Below are 15,353 nucleotides of genomic sequence, written 5' to 3' on the forward strand. Positions count from 1 at the left end.
CGGTCGCCTGGTTGCTCGACCAGTGCCCCGCCGACTACCGCACGTATGCCGCGTGGCGCCGCCACCCGCTCGTGCTCGCCTGGCTGACCGTGCAGCATCTCGAGGGGCAGTTGGCGGCCTTGCGCACGGCATACCGGGGGATGCGGGTGGACCTGGCCGACCAGGTCGCCGCCGACGCCCTCACCGATGTCCTGGAGGTCCTCTCCGCCGAGGGTGCTCGGCTGGTCGCCAGTCGCCGCTCGGCCTCCTTGGTGCTGGACGCCATGGAGGGAAAGGTCTTTGTGCCGCGCCTGTGAGCCGGCTCGCGACTTCCGCCCCCCTTCCGTCACGAGATTCACACTCCAGCAGGGCCCTTCTACGAGGGTCGGAGCGGGGGAGAGCGCCTAGACTTGGTGGGTTGCCGAACCGACGAGGAGTCCCCAACGTGAGCCTGCTGGAGCGCATCCAGGAGCCTGCCGACCTCAAGGCCGTGCCGGAGGCCGAACTCCCGGCATTGGCCGAGGAGATCCGGGCCTTTCTCGTCGATCAGGTCTCGCGCACCGGCGGCCACCTCGGACCCAACCTCGGCGTCGTCGAGCTCACCATGGCGATCCACCGCGTGTTCGACAGCCCACGCGACGCGATCGTCTTCGACACCGGACACCAGTCCTATGTGCACAAATTGCTCACCGGTCGTCAGGACTTCTCCGGGCTGCGGCAGCAGGGCGGCTTGTCGGGCTATCCCAGCCGCGCCGAGTCCGCGCATGACGTCGTCGAGTCCTCGCACGCCTCGAGTTCGCTGTCCTGGGCGCACGGCATCGCCGAGGGACGCCGCGTCCGGGGCGAGCACGACCGTCACACGGTCGCCGTCATCGGGGATGGCGCCCTCACCGGCGGGATGGCCTGGGAGGCCCTCAACAACATCGCCGCCGAAAGCGACCTGCCGCTGGTCATCGTCGTCAACGACAACGAGCGTTCCTACGCCCCGACCAAGGGCGGCTTGGCCGACCATCTCGCGACCCTGCGCACCACCCGCGGCTATGAGCAGTTCCTCGACTGGGGCAAGGTGCAGTTGCGCAGGACACCTGTCGTCGGCGGCCCGATGGAGCGTGCCCTGCACGGCATGAAGAAGGGCCTCAAGGACGTCGTGGCCCCCCAGGGGATGTTCGAGGACCTGGGTCTCAAGTACGTCGGCCCTGTCAACGGTCACGACATCCCGGCTCTCGAGCACGCCCTGCGCAAGGCCAGATCATTCGGCGGCCCCGTGCTCGTCCACGTCATCACCCAGAAGGGTCGGGGTTACGAGCACGCCGTCAACGACGAGGCCGACCAGTTCCACGGGATCGGCGTCATCAATCCCGAGACCGGGCTCCCGATCCAGATCGCCGGACGCAGTTGGACCGACGAGTTCAGCGACGCGATGGTCGAACTCGGCCGCGAGCGCGAGGACATTGTCGCGATCACCGCAGCGATGATGATTCCGGTGGGGCTGAAGGGTTTTGCCGATGCCTACCCCGATCGCATCTTCGACGTCGGCATCGCCGAGCAGCATGCCGCGACGATGGCGGCCGGTCTGGCCTATGCCGGCCTGCACCCGGTCGTCGCGATCTATGCGACCTTCCTCAACCGTGCCTTCGACCAGCTCCTCATGGACTGCGCATTGCACAAGGCGGGCGTGACCTTCGTCCTCGACCGCTCCGGCGTGACCGGCCCGGACGGTGCCTCGCACCACGGCATGTGGGACATGTCGATCGCCGGCATCGTGCCCGGCCTGCACCTGGCGGCGCCGCGAGACGGACAGCAGGTGCCGGTGGCGTTGCGCGCCTCGATCGACATCGATGACGCGCCCTCGATCATCCGCTTCCCGAAGGGCACCGTCGGTGACCCGATCGTCGCGGTGCGGAGCGTCGACGGCGTCGACGTCCTCGTCGAGCCCGACGACGGTGACGTCGACGTGCTCATCGTCGGCATCGGCTCGATGGTCGCCACCGCGCTCGCCGTCGCCGACAAACTCACCGCGGAGGGCCTGCGGGTCCGCGTCGCCGACCCGGTCTGGGCGCTGCCGGTGCCCTCAGCGCTCACTGGCCTGGCTGGCACGGCACGACGGGTCGCCGTCGTCGAGGACGGCTCGGTCGCCGGAGGGATCGGCTCCCAAGTGGCGTATGCCGTGCGCCAAGCCGGTCTCGACGTGCCGGTCGACATCTTCGGACTGCCGCGCGAGTTCCTCGACCATGGCTCTCGCGGGCAGGTGCTCGAGGCGAGCGGTCTCACCGCGGACGCGATCGTCACCAGCCTGCGCTCTCGACTGGCCTGAGCAGTTCGGATTGTCCGGGGCAGGCCCGTCCAATCACCCACCGGCCCCGCGGCATACCTCGAGTTCTGGCGGGCCCACCCGGCGGTCGGGCCCCTCGTCGCCGCCGACGAGGGCGGCCTCGTCGAGTCCTACCTGCTCCACGACCTCACCCCGGCCGACGACGGCTCGGGGGAGTTGGTCTCCAACTCCGTCCTCGCCGCCACCCGTGACCAGGGCCGTGCGGCCGCGTGCGGGGAGTCCGGATCAGATGTCGCGGAAGGTCTCGATCGTCGCGCCGAGGGCGTTGAGGCGCTCGGCGAGCTCCTCGTAGCCACGGTTGATGACGTAGACGTTGCGCAGCACCGAGGTACCCGGCGCAGCCAGCATCGCCAGCAGGATGACCACGCCCGGGCGCAGCGCCGGTGGGCACATGACCTCGGCCGCGCGCCACTTGGGGGTGGGCCCGGTGACCATGACCCGGTGCGGGTCGAGAAGTTGGACCTGAGCACCGACCTTGTTCAGCTCGGTGAGGTAGATCGCCCGGTTCTCGTAGACCCAGTCGTGAATCATCGTCGTCCCATCGGCGCAGGCCGCGATGAGAGCGAAGAAGGGCAGGTTGTCGATGTTGAGCCCGGGAAAGGCCATCGGGGCGATCTTGTCGATGGGTGCCTTGAGCGGCCCCGGGTGGATCGTCAGGTCGACCAGCCGGGTCTCGCCGTTGGCCGCGACGTACTCCGGCGATTGGTCGTACTTGAGGCCCATCAGGGCCAAGGTGGCCAGTTCGATCTCGAGGAACTCGATGGGGGCCCGCTCGATGGTGATCGAGGAGCGGGTGACGACCGCGGCCGCGACCAGGCTCATGGCCTCGATCGGGTCCTCGCTGGGCGAGTAGTCGACGTCGACATCGATGTGCTCCACACCGGTGACCGTCAACGTGGTGGTGCCGATGCCCTCGACGATGACGCCCAGCTTGGTCAGGAAGAAGCAGACGTCCTGGACCATGTAGTTGGGGGAGGCATTGCGGATGATCGTCGTGCCGGGGTGGCGCGCGGCGGCGAAGAGAACATTTTCGGTCACCGTGTCTCCGCGCTCGGTGAGGACGATCGTGTGGGTGCCGTCGGGTGCGTCGCTGGCGACCTTGGCCTCGTAGAAGCCGTGCGTGGCCTGGACGTCGAGGCCGAAGCTGCGCAGCGCACCCAGGTGCGGCTCGACGGTGCGGGTGCCCAGGTCGCAGCCACCGGCATACGGGAGTTGGAAGGAGTCGTAGTCGTGGAGCAGGGGCCCGAGGAACATGATGATGGTGCGGGTGCGCCGGGCGGCGTCCAGGTCGATCGAGTCCAGCTCGAGGCGAGCCGGCGGGATGATCTCGAGGTCGCTGCTGTCCGGGAGCCACCGCACCTTGACGCCGACCGAGGTCAGCACCTCGATGATCCGGTTGACCTCCTCGATGCGAGCCAGGTTGCGCAGCGTCGTGCGGCCCTTGTTGAGCAGGGCGGCACACAGGAGGCCGACGGCGGCGTTCTTGCTCGTCTTGACCGGGATCGACCCGGAGAGTTGCTTCCCGCCGACGATCCGCAGGTGCTGGGGTCCGCCGGTGCCGAGGGAGACGAACTCGCTGTCCAGGCTCTCGCCGATACGCGCCAGCATCTCAAGGCTGAGGTTCTGCTTGCCCTGCTCGATGCGGGCCACTGCGCTCTGGCTGGTGCCGAGCAGATCGGCCAATTCGCTCTGAGTCAGGCCCTTGTGGCGGCGTGCGTCGCGGATCAGGGTCCCGATGCGGTTGAGATAGGTGGAGTCACTCACTCGTCCACGATAGATCACATGTGAGATATCTGCGAGTCGAGTTTCCCGCACTTTTCGCCCCTTCCTTGCGCGCTACGTCGCAGTAGATGCGGCAATCGCCGCACCTACTGCGACGTAGCAGGCAACACAGGCGGGGACGAGGCTGGTCGCCGGAGCATCCACGCCGCTCAGGAAGGGACGCTCACCACGCCGCTCAGGAAGGGACGCTCGCCACGCCCGGGGGCAGGAAGCGGTGACCGACGACCTTCTGCGAGATCCCCTCGCGGTCGAGCAGCGGGATGATCCCGCCGTTCCAGAACTGGAAGCCGGCGCCGGTGATCATCGCCAAGTCGATGTCCATCGGTGCCTGGGCCACCTTTTCGTCGAGCATCCTGGCGACCTCGTCGGCGATCGCCGAGAGCACGCGCTCGCGCACCTGGGGGGCCGTGAGCTCGACCGGGTGCTCCGGCGTGACCTGCATGGCCAGCACTTCCGGATCGGGCACCTGCACACCGTCGACGACGGTGTAGTAGCCGGGCTTGCGAGCCGCGACCATGGCCTCGAGGCTGGGCGAGGCGTAGAAGCGATCACCAAAGGCACGCACCAGCGTCTGGCTGTTGTGCAGCGCAATGGCCGGGCCAACCAGTCCCATGAGGACGAAGGGCGGCATCGGGGCGAGCCCGGCGACGGCCCGGTCCGCGACCTGCACCGGCGTGCCTTCGTCGACGATCCGGCTGAACTCGCCCATGAACCGGCCCAGGAGGCGGTTGGTGATGAAGGACGGGCTGTCCTTGACCAGGATGGTCGTCTTCTTCAGGCCCTTGCCGGTGGCGAAGGCCGTGGCCAAGGTGGCGTCGTCGGTCTTCTCGCCGGGGATGATCTCGAGCAGGGGCATGACCGCGACCGGGTTGAAGAAATGGAAGCCGACGACGCGCTCCGGGTGCTCCAATTCGCTGGCCATCTGTGTGATCGACAGGGACGAGGTGTTTGTTGCGAGCACGCACTCGGACGAGACGACCGCCTCGACCTCGGCGAAGACCTGCTGCTTGACCGCCATCTCCTCGAAGACTGCCTCGATGACGAAGTCGGCATCAGCGAAGCCGTCCTTGGACGTCGACCCGGTCACCAGCCCCTTGAGGAAGTTGGCCTTGTCCTGGCCGATCCGACCCTTGGCGAGCAATCCGTCCACCTCACCGTGGACATAGCCGACGCCCTTGGCGACCCGATCCTCGTCGAGGTCCGTCATGACCACCGGCACTCCGAGACTGCGCGCGAAGAGCATGGCCAACTGGCTGGCCATCAGACCGGCGCCGATGATGCCGACCTTGGTCACCTTGCGCGCCAGGGCCTTGTCCGGTGCACCGGCCGGGCGCTTGGCACGCCGCTGCACGAGGTCGAAGGCATAGAGACCCGCGCGCAACTCGTCGCCCATGAGCAGGTCGCCCAGCGCGGCGTCCTCGGCCGCGAAGGCGTCATCGCGCGAAGAGGTGCGAGCCGCCCGCACGAGGTCGATCGCACGGTAGGGCGCGGGGGAGCGGCGCGCAGTCTTGGCGTCCGCGAGCTTGCCGGCCGCATCGCAGGCGGCGTCCCACTCGGCCGCGTCCTGCGTGTGGTCCGGGCGGGTGATCGTGACCTGGCCGCTCACGACGTCGGCGGCCCAGCGCAGGGAATCCTCGAGGAAGTCGGCCGGCTCGAAGATCGCATCGGCGATCCCGAGCTGGTAGGCCTCGACGCCCTTGAGCATCCGGTTCATCGACAGTGGGTTCTCGATGATCACCTTGAGGGCCTTCGGCGCACCGAGCAGGCGTGGCAGCAGGTAGCAGCCGCCCCAGCCGGGCACCAGGCCGAGGAAGCACTCGGGCAGGGCCACAGCGGGCACGCCACCGGAGATGGTCCGGTAATCACAGGCGAGCGCGATCTCGACGCCACCACCCATCGCGGCGCCGTTGACGAAGCCGAACGTGGGAACCGGCAGGTCCATGATCGAGGCGAAGGCGCGGTGGCCGGCTTGGGCGATCTCGACCGCCTGCTCGCGCTGCGAGACGTGGGGGACTCCCGTGAGGTCTGCCCCGACGGCGAAGATGAAGGGCTTGCCGGTGATCCCGACAGCCGCGATCTCGCCAGCCTCGGCTCGTGCGCGCAAGCCGTCGACGACGGCCTGCAGCTGGACCAGCGTCGCTGGGCCGAAGGTGTTCGGCTTGGTGTGGTCGAAGCCGTTGTCGAGGGTCACCAGGGCGAGCGTCCCCGCGCCCCCGGGAAGGATGACGTCCTGGACGATCGAGCGTGTGACGACCTCGGATTCGAAAGCAGTCGGGGCCTTCTCAGTGGTTGCAGAACTCATGTTCAGGACTCCTTGCCGTAGTCGGCGTGATGCGGGTTCTCCCAGATGACGCAGCCGCCCATGCCGATGCCGATGCACATCGCCGTCAGGCCGTAGCGCACCTCGGGGTGCTCGGCGAACTGCGCCGCGAGTTGGGTCATCAGCCGCACGCCTGAGGACGCGAGCGGGTGGCCGGTCGCGATGGCGCCGCCGTACTCATTGACTCGTGGGTCGTCGTCGGCGATGCCGAAATGCTCGAGGAAGGCCAGCACCTGCACGGCGAAGGCCTCGTTGAGTTCGAAGAGACCGATGTCGTCGATCGTCAGCCCCGCCTGCCGCAATGCCTTCTCGGCGGCCGGCACCGGGCCGATGCCCATGACCTCGGGCTCGACGCCGACGAAGGCATACGACACCAGGCGCATCTTGGCGGTCAGCCCCAACTCCTGCGCCGCGGAGGCGGACGCCAGGATGCAGGCTGTCGCACCATCGTTGAGCCCGGCCGCGTTGCCGGCAGTGACGTTGCCGTGCGGCCGGAAGGGCGTCTTGAGCGCGCCGAGCTCCTCGATCGTGGTCCCAGGGCGCGGTGGCTCATCGGTCGTGGCCAGCCCCCAGCCCTTCTCCGCGTGGCGGGTGGCGACCGGCACCAGGTCCGGTTGGACCTTCCCCGCGTCATACGCGGCGGCCAGCTTGGCCTGGCTGTTCACGGCATACGCATCGGAGCGCGCCTTGGTGAGGGTCGGGAATCGGTCGTGGAGGTTCTCGGCCGTGCTGCCCATGACGAGCGCGCTCTGGTCGACGATCTTCTCGGCGACGATCCGCGGGTTGGGGTCGATGCCCTCGCCCATCGGGTGGCGGCCCATGTGCTCGACACCACCGGCGATCGCCACATCGATGGCCCCGAACCCGATTGCGGATGCGACATTGGTGACAGCGGTCATCGCGCCGGCACACATCCGGTCCACCGAGTAGCCCGGGGTCGTGTTCGGCAGACCGGAGAGCAGCGCAGCCAGGCGGCCCAGGGTCAGGCCCTGGTCGCCGATCTGGGTCGTTGCTGCGATCGCGACCTCCTCGACCTTGTCCTTCGGCAGGTTCGGATTGCGACGGAGCAGCTCACGGATGCACTTGATGACGAGGTCGTCGGCCCGGGTCTGGGCGTAGATCCCTTTCTCACCGGCCTTGCCGAACGGGGTGCGGACCCCGTCGACAAAGACGACGTCCTGCAGAGTGCGGGGCACGATGGCCTCCTGTGCGATTCGAGGATGGGTGGCATCGGCCCGTTCGACACGAGCCGTCCCGACCCACATTACTCGTGGGTAATCACAGTGTCAGCGACCTGCGCGGTGAACCCCATCACGCTGTGTCCGGCACGACGGTTGATATGCCGTCCACGCGCCGGACGCAAGCCCTGGGCTCAGGAGGTGGCGAAGGCGTCGGCGAGCATCGGCGCCACGATCTGGGCCTGCCAGCGGCGGACACCCTCGGCGAGGAGTGCGGCCTCGAAGGACTCGGTGTCGAATGTGGTCGGCGGGGTCCAGACGACCCGTCGTAGCGGCTCGGGTGAGCAGACGTTCTCGATCGGGATCGTGTGCTCGTCCGCGAAGACCGCCAACGCGGCGCGCGTCGCGTTGAGGCGAGCAGCAGCCACGGGATCCTTGTCCGCCCAACTGCGCGCAGGGGGAGGACCGTCGCTGCGCACCACCCGTTCGGGCAGCTCACGCTCGGGAAGGTCATGGGCGGCCGCGACCGCGGCGACCCACTGACGGCCATAGCGCGCGATCGGTCGATGGCCCTGGGGCAGTTGACCGATCGTGCGCGGATCGGCGTGCGCGATCTCCATGAGGATTTTGTCGCTGGCGATCCGGCCGGCTGAGATGTCACGGTCCCGAGCGATGGCGTCCCGCGCGTACCAGAGCTCGCGCACCACGGCATACCCCCGCCGTGACTTCATCGACGCCAGCCCCGTCGTTCGCCGCCACGGGTCGGGGCGCTCGGCCGGGGCCCACGACAGCAGGGCCTCGAACTCCTGGCGCGCCCATTCGGCCTTGCCGCTCATCGCCAGGTCGACGCCCATGAGGTTGCGCAGCTCGCTGAGGACTTCGACATCGAGAGCGCCATAGCGCAGCCACGGCTCGGGAAGCGGGCGCGTCGACCAGTCGACGGCTGAGTGCTCCTTGGCCAGCGACACGCCCAGGTAGTGCTCGACCGTCGCGGCCAGGCCGACGCGCGGCAGGCCCAGGATGCGGGCGGCCAGTTCGGTGTCGAAGAGTTGTCGGGGGCGCAGTCCGACCTCGGCCAGACAGGCCAGGTCTTGGGTGGCCGCGTGCAGGATCCACTCGGCGCCGCCGATCGCGTCGTCGATCGGTGACAGGTCCGGGCAGGCAATCGGGTCGATGAGAAAGGAACCGGCGCCCTCGCGGCGCACCTGCACCAGATAGGCCCGTTGGCTGTAGCGGTAACCCGAAGCCCGTTCGGCGTCCAGCGCCACCGACCCCTCGCCGGCTGCGATCGCGCGAGCGGCGTCGGCGAGCTCGGACTCCTCGGTGAGGACGTGGGGTATGCCGTCGACCGGCTCGGTGAGGAGGTGCAGTTCGGGGATGGGGGAGTCCGACATGGTCAGCGACGCGGCCCCGGGAGGGCGATGACTCCCTCGGGCAGGGGCGGCAGGCCGGCGATGGTGCACAGCAGGTCCGACCAGGCGAGCAAGTGGTCGGCGACGCTGCCGCCGACCGGGGACCACGAGGCACGCACTTCCATTTCGACGCTCGGATCCTTGTCGGAGAGTCCCCCGAAGGATTCGGAGACCACGCGGGTGACGGTGCCAGCGTCCGCGGTGTAGTCGACGCCACGCTGGTCGAGGGAGTCGGTCAGCCACGTCCAACCAACCTCGCCGAGCAGCGGGTCGGAGGCGAACTCGGGCTCCAACTCGGCGCGCGCGAAGGTGACGACCCGCCACTGACCACTCCACGGCTCCGGGGCGGAGGGGTCGAAGAGGAGCACGAAGCGCCCGGTCGCGAGCTCGTCGTCATCGTCGACGGAGGTGAGCACGTCGGCGGTCATCGCCACGGCATACGGAGCAATGCGCTGCGGCGCGGGCACTTCGGTGAGCCGCACCTCGGGCCGCAAGCGAGCGGCGCGCAGCGCCTCCACGGCGCGGGAGAACTCGGTCGCCTCCCGACCCGGCACGCTGCGTCCTGACACTCGCTCAGGGTATGCCGGTGGGCGGACTGCGGCCGTCAGGCCACGCCGAGGGACCTAGCCTGCTCCGGTGGGGATCGTCTTCGCACTGCTCTCGTCGCTCACCTGGGGCACCTCCGACTTCTTCGGCGGGCTCGCGACACGCGCCCGCTCGGCGGCGGCGGTCACCGGGTGGAGTCAGGCCTGCGCGTTCGTCGTGGTTTCCGTGGCCGTGCTCCTGGTCCGCCCGGAGGTTTCCGGGTGGTCATGGTTGGTGTATGCCGCGGCCGCCGGGCTGTGTGGTGTCGCCGGCCTGCTCTGCTTCTACACCGCGCTGGCGCAGGGAACGATGGGGGTGGTCTCGCCGATCGCCTCGATGGGAGCGCTCGTGCCGGTCGGTATCGGGCTGGCCATGGGGGAGCGGCCGGGGGCCGTGACATGGCTCGGTGTCGTCGTGGCGCTCGTGGGGGTGGTGCTCGCCTCGGGGCCCGAACTCAGTGGCGCCGTGAGCCCGCGACCGGTGCTGCTGGCGGTGGCGTCCGCCCTGTTCTTCGGCTTCACCCTGTTCCTGCTCAATCGGGGCGCGCAGGCCTCGCCACTGCTCACCGTGTGGGGGATGCGGGCCGCGTCGGTGACTCTCTTCGTCGGAGCGGCCCTGGTCCTACGGTCCGTCGGTGGAGTGGGAACCCGCGAGGTGCCGGGTCTGGCAGCCATCGGCGTCGGAGACCTGGCGGCAAACTTCTTCTTCGGCACCGCCTCCCGCATTGCCGGCGACTCGCTGGCCGTCGTCACCGTCCTCGGGAGCCTCTACCCGGTGATGACGATCCTGCTCGCACGGGCGATCCTCGGCGAGCGACTGCGCCGCGTGCAGCAGGCCGGCGTGCTGCTGGCCCTCGTCGGCGCGGCGGTCATCTCGCTGCGCCCGTGAGAGGATCGACGGTCGTGACCGACCGAGCGACCCCAGCGAACTCAGCCCTCGTCCGAGCCGCCCGTGGGCTTCCCGTGCCGCACACACCGGTGTGGTTCATGCGCCAGGCCGGGCGCTCGCTGCCGGAGTACCGCGAGATCCGCGTGGGGAACGCCATGCTCGAGGCCTGCGCGACCCCGGACCTGGTGACCGAGATCACTCTGCAGCCGGTGCGTCGCCACGGCGTGGATGCGGCGATCTTCTTCTCCGACATCGTCGTGCCGCTCAAGGCGATCGGCGTCGACCTCGACATCGTCCCCGGCACGGGGCCGGTGGTCGCCGAGCCGATCCGGACCCGCGCCGACCTCGACCGCCTGCCCGAACTCACCTCCGACGCCGTGCCCTACATCACCGAGTCCGTCCGGCGTCTGGTCGAGGCGCTGGGCCCGACACCGCTCATCGGCTTCGCCGGGGCACCCTTCACCCTGGCGTCCTACCTCGTCGAGGGCGGGCCATCGCGAACCCACGAGCGCACCAAGGCGCTCATGCACGGTGATCCTGCCCTCTGGCACGACCTCTGCGCCCGCCTCGCCCAGATCTCCGGAGCCTTCCTGCGTGTCCAGGTCGAGGCCGGGGCGTCGGCCGTCCAACTCTTCGACTCGTGGGTGGGTGCACTGCCGCGAGGCGACTACGCGGCATACGTCCAGGAGCACTCGGCGGCCGCGTTGTCAGCGGTCGCGGACCTCGGCGTGCCACGCATCCACTTCGGCGTCGGCACCGGCGAACTGCTCGCCCTCATGGGGCAGGCCGGTGCCGAGGTCGTCGGTGTGGACTACCGGGTGTCCCTCACCGACGCGCTCGAGCGTCTCGGCGGGAGGTATGCCGTGCAGGGAAACCTCGATCCAGCGCTGCTCTTCGCGCCCGCTGATGTCATCGAGGCCAAGGTGCGCGCGATCGTGGCAGAGGGACGCCTTGCGCCGGGTCACATCTTCAACCTCGGTCACGGCGTCCCTCCGCACACCGACCCCGATGTCCTCACCCGCGTGGTCGAGATCGTCCACGCGGCCTCGGCCCGCTGAGCGGACCGATCAGGCCTTCGGCTCGCTTGCGTCCGCGGGATCCGCGGCTGTGGCGACGGAATCCGCGGACCCAACGGGCGGCGCGGGCATGGGTGCCGCCGGTCGCGGCGCGACCGAGGCCGCGTAGGCGGCCGTGCGCCTGCGGTTGCGCTCGCGCAGGAACCACACGAGCGGCACCACGATCACGGCGATCGCCACGAGGAAGGGCAGCAGTGCACCCAGGGCGGTCAGGAGCACGACGACCGAGGCCGTGAAGGCCTTCCACCCGGCCTTGAGTCCGGAGAGGAAGCCGCCACCTGAATCGGCGAGTTGGCTGCGGTCGGCGCTGAGCTGGACGGTGATGGGTGACATGGCCACCTGGTCCTTCAGGGAGCGCAACTGCGCCTCGAGGGCCTCGAGATCGGCCTGACGACGGGAGAGTTCGGACTCGAGCGCCACGATGTCCTCGATCTTGGTGGCCTGGGCCATCAGGCCCCGCACCCGATCGACACTGGCCCGCATGGTGGCCAACCGGGACTCGGTGTCGACGTACTGCCCGGTGACGTCGTCCGAACTCGTGGTGCGCGACACGACATCCCCGAGTTCGGCCAGCCGCTTCATCGTGTCGTCGAGCTTGTCCGAGGGCACCGAGATGGTGACCGATCCCGACAGGTCGGTGGAATCGCCGCTGTAGGTGCTCAGCATTTCGTTCGTCACCGTCCCGCCTGCCGTCGTCGCCATGGCGCGCACCTTCTCGGCGGCCGCGCCGACATCCTTGACGAGCACGGAGATGTCCGCGCGGCGGATGACCTTCTGCTCGGTTGCCGTGACCGCACCGGCGCCGCCCTTCGCAGCGTCCGGGGCAGACGCGCCACTGCCCGCAGCTTCGCGCGGAGCCGAGCCGACGGAGTCCTGGGCAACGCCGCCGCTGGCCGAACTGGAGCCTGCGCTCCCGCCGCACGCGCCCAGTCCGAGCGCCAAGCCGGCCGCAAGGGCGAGTGCGGGCAGAATCTTCTGGCGGCGAGGGGTGAGATGCATGGGACCGCTCCGATCATGACGACGAGTTCCGGATGGCAATGGCGGCGGTCATCGACACTCGCTGGCCGACCCCATCGAACTCCAGACGCAGCCGCTGTGGCAGTCGTTCCGGACCCGGGGATCTCGATCGGATCACGAAGTGACAAAGTGTTGGGCATGGCTCCAGCCGGTCCCCCGCCTGCTCCGTCGACGGCGTTCCTCGAGCCCGGGGGGCCGGCGCACGTGGTGGTCGTCGGTGGGGGCCTGGCGGGGCTCGTCACAGCGCGCGCGCTCACGACCGCCGGTGTCGACGTCACGGTGTGCGAGGCGGGTTCTGTCCTCGGCGGCACATTGAGGCTCGCGGAGGTGGCCGGTCATCGGGTCGACGTCGGCGCCGAGGCCATGCTCGCGGTTCGTCCCGAGGGGGTGGATCTCCTCCGCGATCTGGGTGCAGCCGACGAACTCGTTTCTCCGACCACGACTTCGGCCTCGATCTGGTCGCGTGGGGCACTTCACCCCCTGCCTCGGGCCACCCTGATGGGTGTGCCCACTGCTGAGGACGGTCTTTCCGGCCTCCTCACCGCCGATGAGCTCGAACGCTGGCGGGCCGAGCGGCCCTGGCCCGGCGGGTCGGTGACGGCTGACCTTGCCGTCGGCAGCTACGTCCGGACGCGTTGGGGCGATGCCGTCGCCGACCGTCTCGTCGAACCGCTCCTGGGTGGTGTGTATGCCGGTCGCGCCGACGAGCTCTCCCTCGAGGCGACCATGCCGGCGCTGTGGGCGGCGGCGGTCGCGGACGGCGCCCTGCCGCAGCCCGCGCCAGTCAGCGACCAAGCAGCGCGGCCGGCTTTCGCCGGGATCATCGGGGGAATGGGCCGCCTGCCCGGACTGCTGGCCGACGACCTGACGCGCAGAGGTGTGCGGGTTCGGACCTCGACCACCGTCCGGGCCGTCTCGACTGGAAGGGAGCGCCGGTTCTCGGTGACGGTGGGCCCCACGATGGCCGAGGAGCGGATCCTCGCCGATGCCGTCGTGCTGGCGACGCCGCCAACCGCCGCGAGTCGCCTGCTGGCACAGCTGATTCCGGAGGCGGCCACCGCGCTCGGTGAGGTCGAGTCCTCGTCCAGCGCCGTCGTGACTTTGGCTCTGCCGAGGGCCGGGCTCCCGGGACTTCCGGGATCCGGCTTCCTCGTCCCGGCGGTCGACGGCCACGTCATCAAGGGCGCAACCTTCAGCGCCAACAAGTGGGCCTGGACCGATGCCCTCGACCCGGAGGTGACCTTCGTGCGGGCATCGCTCGGCCGTGCCGGCGACGTGCGGCACCTCCAGCGCGACGATCGTGACCTCGTGACGATCGCGCACCACGAGATCGGTGAGGCGATCGGTGCCACCCTGCCGGATCTTGTCGATGCCCACGTCCAGCGTTGGGGCGGCGGCCTGCCGCAGTACACCGTCGGCCACGCCACGAGGATGGCGACCGTGCGTGAGGCGGTGGCCCGGCGACCGGGGCTCGAGGTGAGTGGCGCGGCATACCAAGGAGTGGGCATCCCCGCGGTCATCGCCTCGGCGACCGGCGCGGCGCAGCGTGTCCTGACCCACCTTCGGCCCCTCGACCCGCGCTTGTGACAATGACGGGTATGACGACGCCAGCAACCCCACGCAAGCCCGGAGTGCACAAGATCAAGGAGATCAACGCCTCGATCCGGTATGCGATGTGGTCGGTCTTCGCGGTCGCCGAGGCCTTGGGCGACGCCGATCGGGAGGCGTATGCCGCGCAGGTCGATGCGCTCTTCGCCGACCTCGCGGAGGCGGGGGTCGTGACTCGCGGCTGCTATGACGTCGCTGGGTTGCGCGCCGATGCCGACCTCATGGTGTGGTGGCACGCCGAGACCGTGGAGGGCGTGCAGGACGCCTATCACCGCTTTCTGAGCACCGACTTCGGGGCCCACCTGGACCCGGTGTGGTCCGTGGTCGCACTGCACCGTCCGGCGGAGTTCAACGCTTCGCACATTCCGGCCTTCATGGCCGACGAGGCGGTGCGGAACTACATCTGCGTGTACCCGTTCGTGCGGTCCTACGACTGGTATCTGATGGAGGAGACCCAGCGACGCACGATTCTGGCCGAGCACGGCAAGGCGGCGCGAACCTATCCGGACGTGCGAGCCAACACGATCGCGTCCTTCGGGTTGAACGACTACGAGTGGATCCTGGCCTTCGAGGCCGATGATCTGCACCGGATCGTGGACCTCATGCGTGACATGCGGGCGACCCGCGCGCGCCTGCACGTGCGCGAGGAGACGCCGTTCTACACGGGCCCCCGCGTGACGGTCGCGGACCTGGTCGCGCGCCAGCGCTGATGCCAACCGGCCAGCATCGACCTCTGGGACTCAGCCGTCGGCCGGGCGCAAGGTGAGGCTGATCGAGTTGATGCAGTAGCGCTGGTCGGTCGGGGTGTCGTAGCCCTCGCCCTCGAAGACGTGACCCAGGTGCGAGCCGCAGGTCGCACAGCGCACCTCGACGCGCGGCCGGCCGGGCAGGGAGCGGTCCTCGAGGAACTCGACCGAGTCACCGGCCAGGGGGGAGAAGAAGGATGGCCACCCGCAGTGACTGTCGAACTTGGTCTCGGACGCGAAGAGCTCGGCTCCGCAGGCCCGGCACGCGTAGACGCCGACGGTCTTGCTGTCGGTGTACTCACCGGTGAAGGGGCGTTCGGTGCCCGCTCGGCGGAGCACCGCGAACTCGTCGGCGGACAGGTGCTCGCGCCACTCCTCATCGGTGCGGTTGACGGAGTAGGACCGGTCGCTGGGTTTCATCGTCATGGTG

General features: G+C 69.3%; 13 protein-coding genes. 6 read left to right on the forward strand and 7 right to left on the reverse strand.

Going from position 1 to position 15,353, the window contains the following annotated elements; all coding sequences use genetic code 11:
* Together BN10_RS09140 and dxs are read left to right on the forward strand one after the other, a co-directional pair.
* On the forward strand, positions 1 to 296 hold a 296-nt coding region (locus BN10_RS09140), incomplete at its 5' end, for a hypothetical protein (protein WP_233354295.1).
* Between the two features lie 128 nt (positions 297 to 424).
* Positions 425 to 2,293 (forward strand): 1-deoxy-D-xylulose-5-phosphate synthase, encoded by a 1,869-nt coding sequence (dxs, locus tag BN10_RS09145; protein ID WP_010850961.1) that lies wholly within the window; start codon positions 425 to 427, stop codon positions 2,291 to 2,293.
* Between the two features lie 243 nt (positions 2,294 to 2,536).
* On the opposite strand, the gene BN10_RS09150 is transcribed toward dxs, so the two are convergent.
* The 5 genes from BN10_RS09150 to BN10_RS09170 form a co-directional block, all read right to left on the reverse strand.
* Entirely contained in the window at positions 2,537 to 4,075 is a 1,539-nt protein-coding gene (locus BN10_RS09150; protein ID WP_040751332.1) for a helix-turn-helix domain-containing protein, read from the reverse strand.
* 193 nt (positions 4,076 to 4,268) lie between these two features.
* A complete protein-coding gene (locus tag BN10_RS09155) occupies positions 4,269 to 6,395 on the reverse strand; it encodes a 3-hydroxyacyl-CoA dehydrogenase NAD-binding domain-containing protein (protein ID WP_010850963.1) in 2,127 nt (708 codons plus the stop codon).
* Between the two features lie 2 nt (positions 6,396 to 6,397).
* On the reverse strand, positions 6,398 to 7,609 hold the full coding sequence (locus tag BN10_RS09160; protein WP_010850964.1) for a thiolase family protein: 1,212 nt from the start codon (positions 7,607 to 7,609) through the stop codon (positions 6,398 to 6,400).
* Between the two features lie 176 nt (positions 7,610 to 7,785).
* Positions 7,786 to 8,985: an HRDC domain-containing protein gene (locus BN10_RS09165; RefSeq protein ID WP_010850966.1), complete on the reverse strand. Its 1,200-nt coding sequence runs from the start codon at positions 8,983 to 8,985 to the stop codon at positions 7,786 to 7,788.
* A 2-nt stretch (positions 8,986 to 8,987) separates the two neighbouring features.
* Positions 8,988 to 9,572, reverse strand: coding sequence for a DUF3000 domain-containing protein (locus BN10_RS09170; RefSeq protein WP_010850967.1), 585 nt, complete (start codon positions 9,570 to 9,572; stop codon positions 8,988 to 8,990).
* Positions 9,573 to 9,639: 67 nt separating this feature from the next.
* Here BN10_RS09170 and BN10_RS09175 point away from each other — a divergent pair, with 67 nt between their 5' ends.
* A complete protein-coding gene (locus BN10_RS09175) occupies positions 9,640 to 10,476 on the forward strand; it encodes a DMT family transporter (protein WP_010850968.1) in 837 nt (278 codons plus the stop codon).
* A 14-nt stretch (positions 10,477 to 10,490) separates the two neighbouring features.
* Positions 10,491 to 11,534, forward strand: coding sequence for a uroporphyrinogen decarboxylase (gene hemE, locus BN10_RS09180; protein ID WP_040751334.1), 1,044 nt, complete (start codon positions 10,491 to 10,493; stop codon positions 11,532 to 11,534).
* Positions 11,535 to 11,543: 9 nt separating this feature from the next.
* Here hemE and BN10_RS09185 read toward each other — a convergent pair whose 3' ends face one another.
* The gene (locus tag BN10_RS09185) at positions 11,544 to 12,551 is read right to left on the reverse strand and encodes a DUF4349 domain-containing protein (RefSeq protein WP_010850970.1); all 1,008 of its coding nucleotides are present in this window, start codon (positions 12,549 to 12,551) and stop codon (positions 11,544 to 11,546) included.
* A gap of 156 nt (positions 12,552 to 12,707) precedes the next feature.
* On the opposite strand from BN10_RS09185, the gene hemG reads away from it, so the two are divergent.
* Both hemG and hemQ read left to right on the forward strand, forming a co-directional pair.
* On the forward strand, positions 12,708 to 14,156 hold the full coding sequence (gene hemG, locus BN10_RS09190) for a protoporphyrinogen oxidase (protein ID WP_010850971.1): 1,449 nt from the start codon (positions 12,708 to 12,710) through the stop codon (positions 14,154 to 14,156).
* An 11-nt stretch (positions 14,157 to 14,167) separates the two neighbouring features.
* Positions 14,168 to 14,887 (forward strand): hydrogen peroxide-dependent heme synthase, encoded by a 720-nt coding sequence (hemQ, locus tag BN10_RS09195; RefSeq protein WP_040751339.1) that lies wholly within the window; start codon positions 14,168 to 14,170, stop codon positions 14,885 to 14,887.
* Between the two features lie 30 nt (positions 14,888 to 14,917).
* Here hemQ and msrB read toward each other — a convergent pair whose 3' ends face one another.
* Complete coding sequence (gene msrB, locus BN10_RS17770) at positions 14,918 to 15,349, reverse strand: peptide-methionine (R)-S-oxide reductase MsrB (RefSeq protein ID WP_010850973.1); 432 nt, start codon at positions 15,347 to 15,349, stop codon at positions 14,918 to 14,920.
* Positions 15,350 to 15,353: the final 4 nt, after the last annotated feature.

Origin of the sequence: Phycicoccus elongatus Lp2 (assembly GCF_000367525.1) — a bacterium.
Lineage (GTDB): Bacteria > Actinomycetota > Actinomycetes > Actinomycetales > Dermatophilaceae > Phycicoccus_A > Phycicoccus_A elongatus.

Bases quoted from the DNA above. Each gene is read 5' to 3' on its own strand.
- BN10_RS09155 (WP_010850963.1), bottom strand. From the start codon at position 6,395: ATGAGTTCTGCAACCACTGAGAAGGCCCCGACTGCTTTCGAATCCGAG.
- msrB (WP_010850973.1), bottom strand. From the start codon at position 15,349: ATGACGATGAAACCCAGCGACCGGTCCTACTCCGTCAACCGCACCGAT.
- hemG (WP_010850971.1), top strand. From the start codon at position 12,708: ATGGCTCCAGCCGGTCCCCCGCCTGCTCCGTCGACGGCGTTCCTCGAG.
- BN10_RS09185 (WP_010850970.1), bottom strand. From the start codon at position 12,551: ATGCATCTCACCCCTCGCCGCCAGAAGATTCTGCCCGCACTCGCCCTT.
- BN10_RS09165 (WP_010850966.1), bottom strand. From the start codon at position 8,985: ATGTCGGACTCCCCCATCCCCGAACTGCACCTCCTCACCGAGCCGGTC.
- hemQ (WP_040751339.1), top strand. From the start codon at position 14,168: ATGACGACGCCAGCAACCCCACGCAAGCCCGGAGTGCACAAGATCAAG.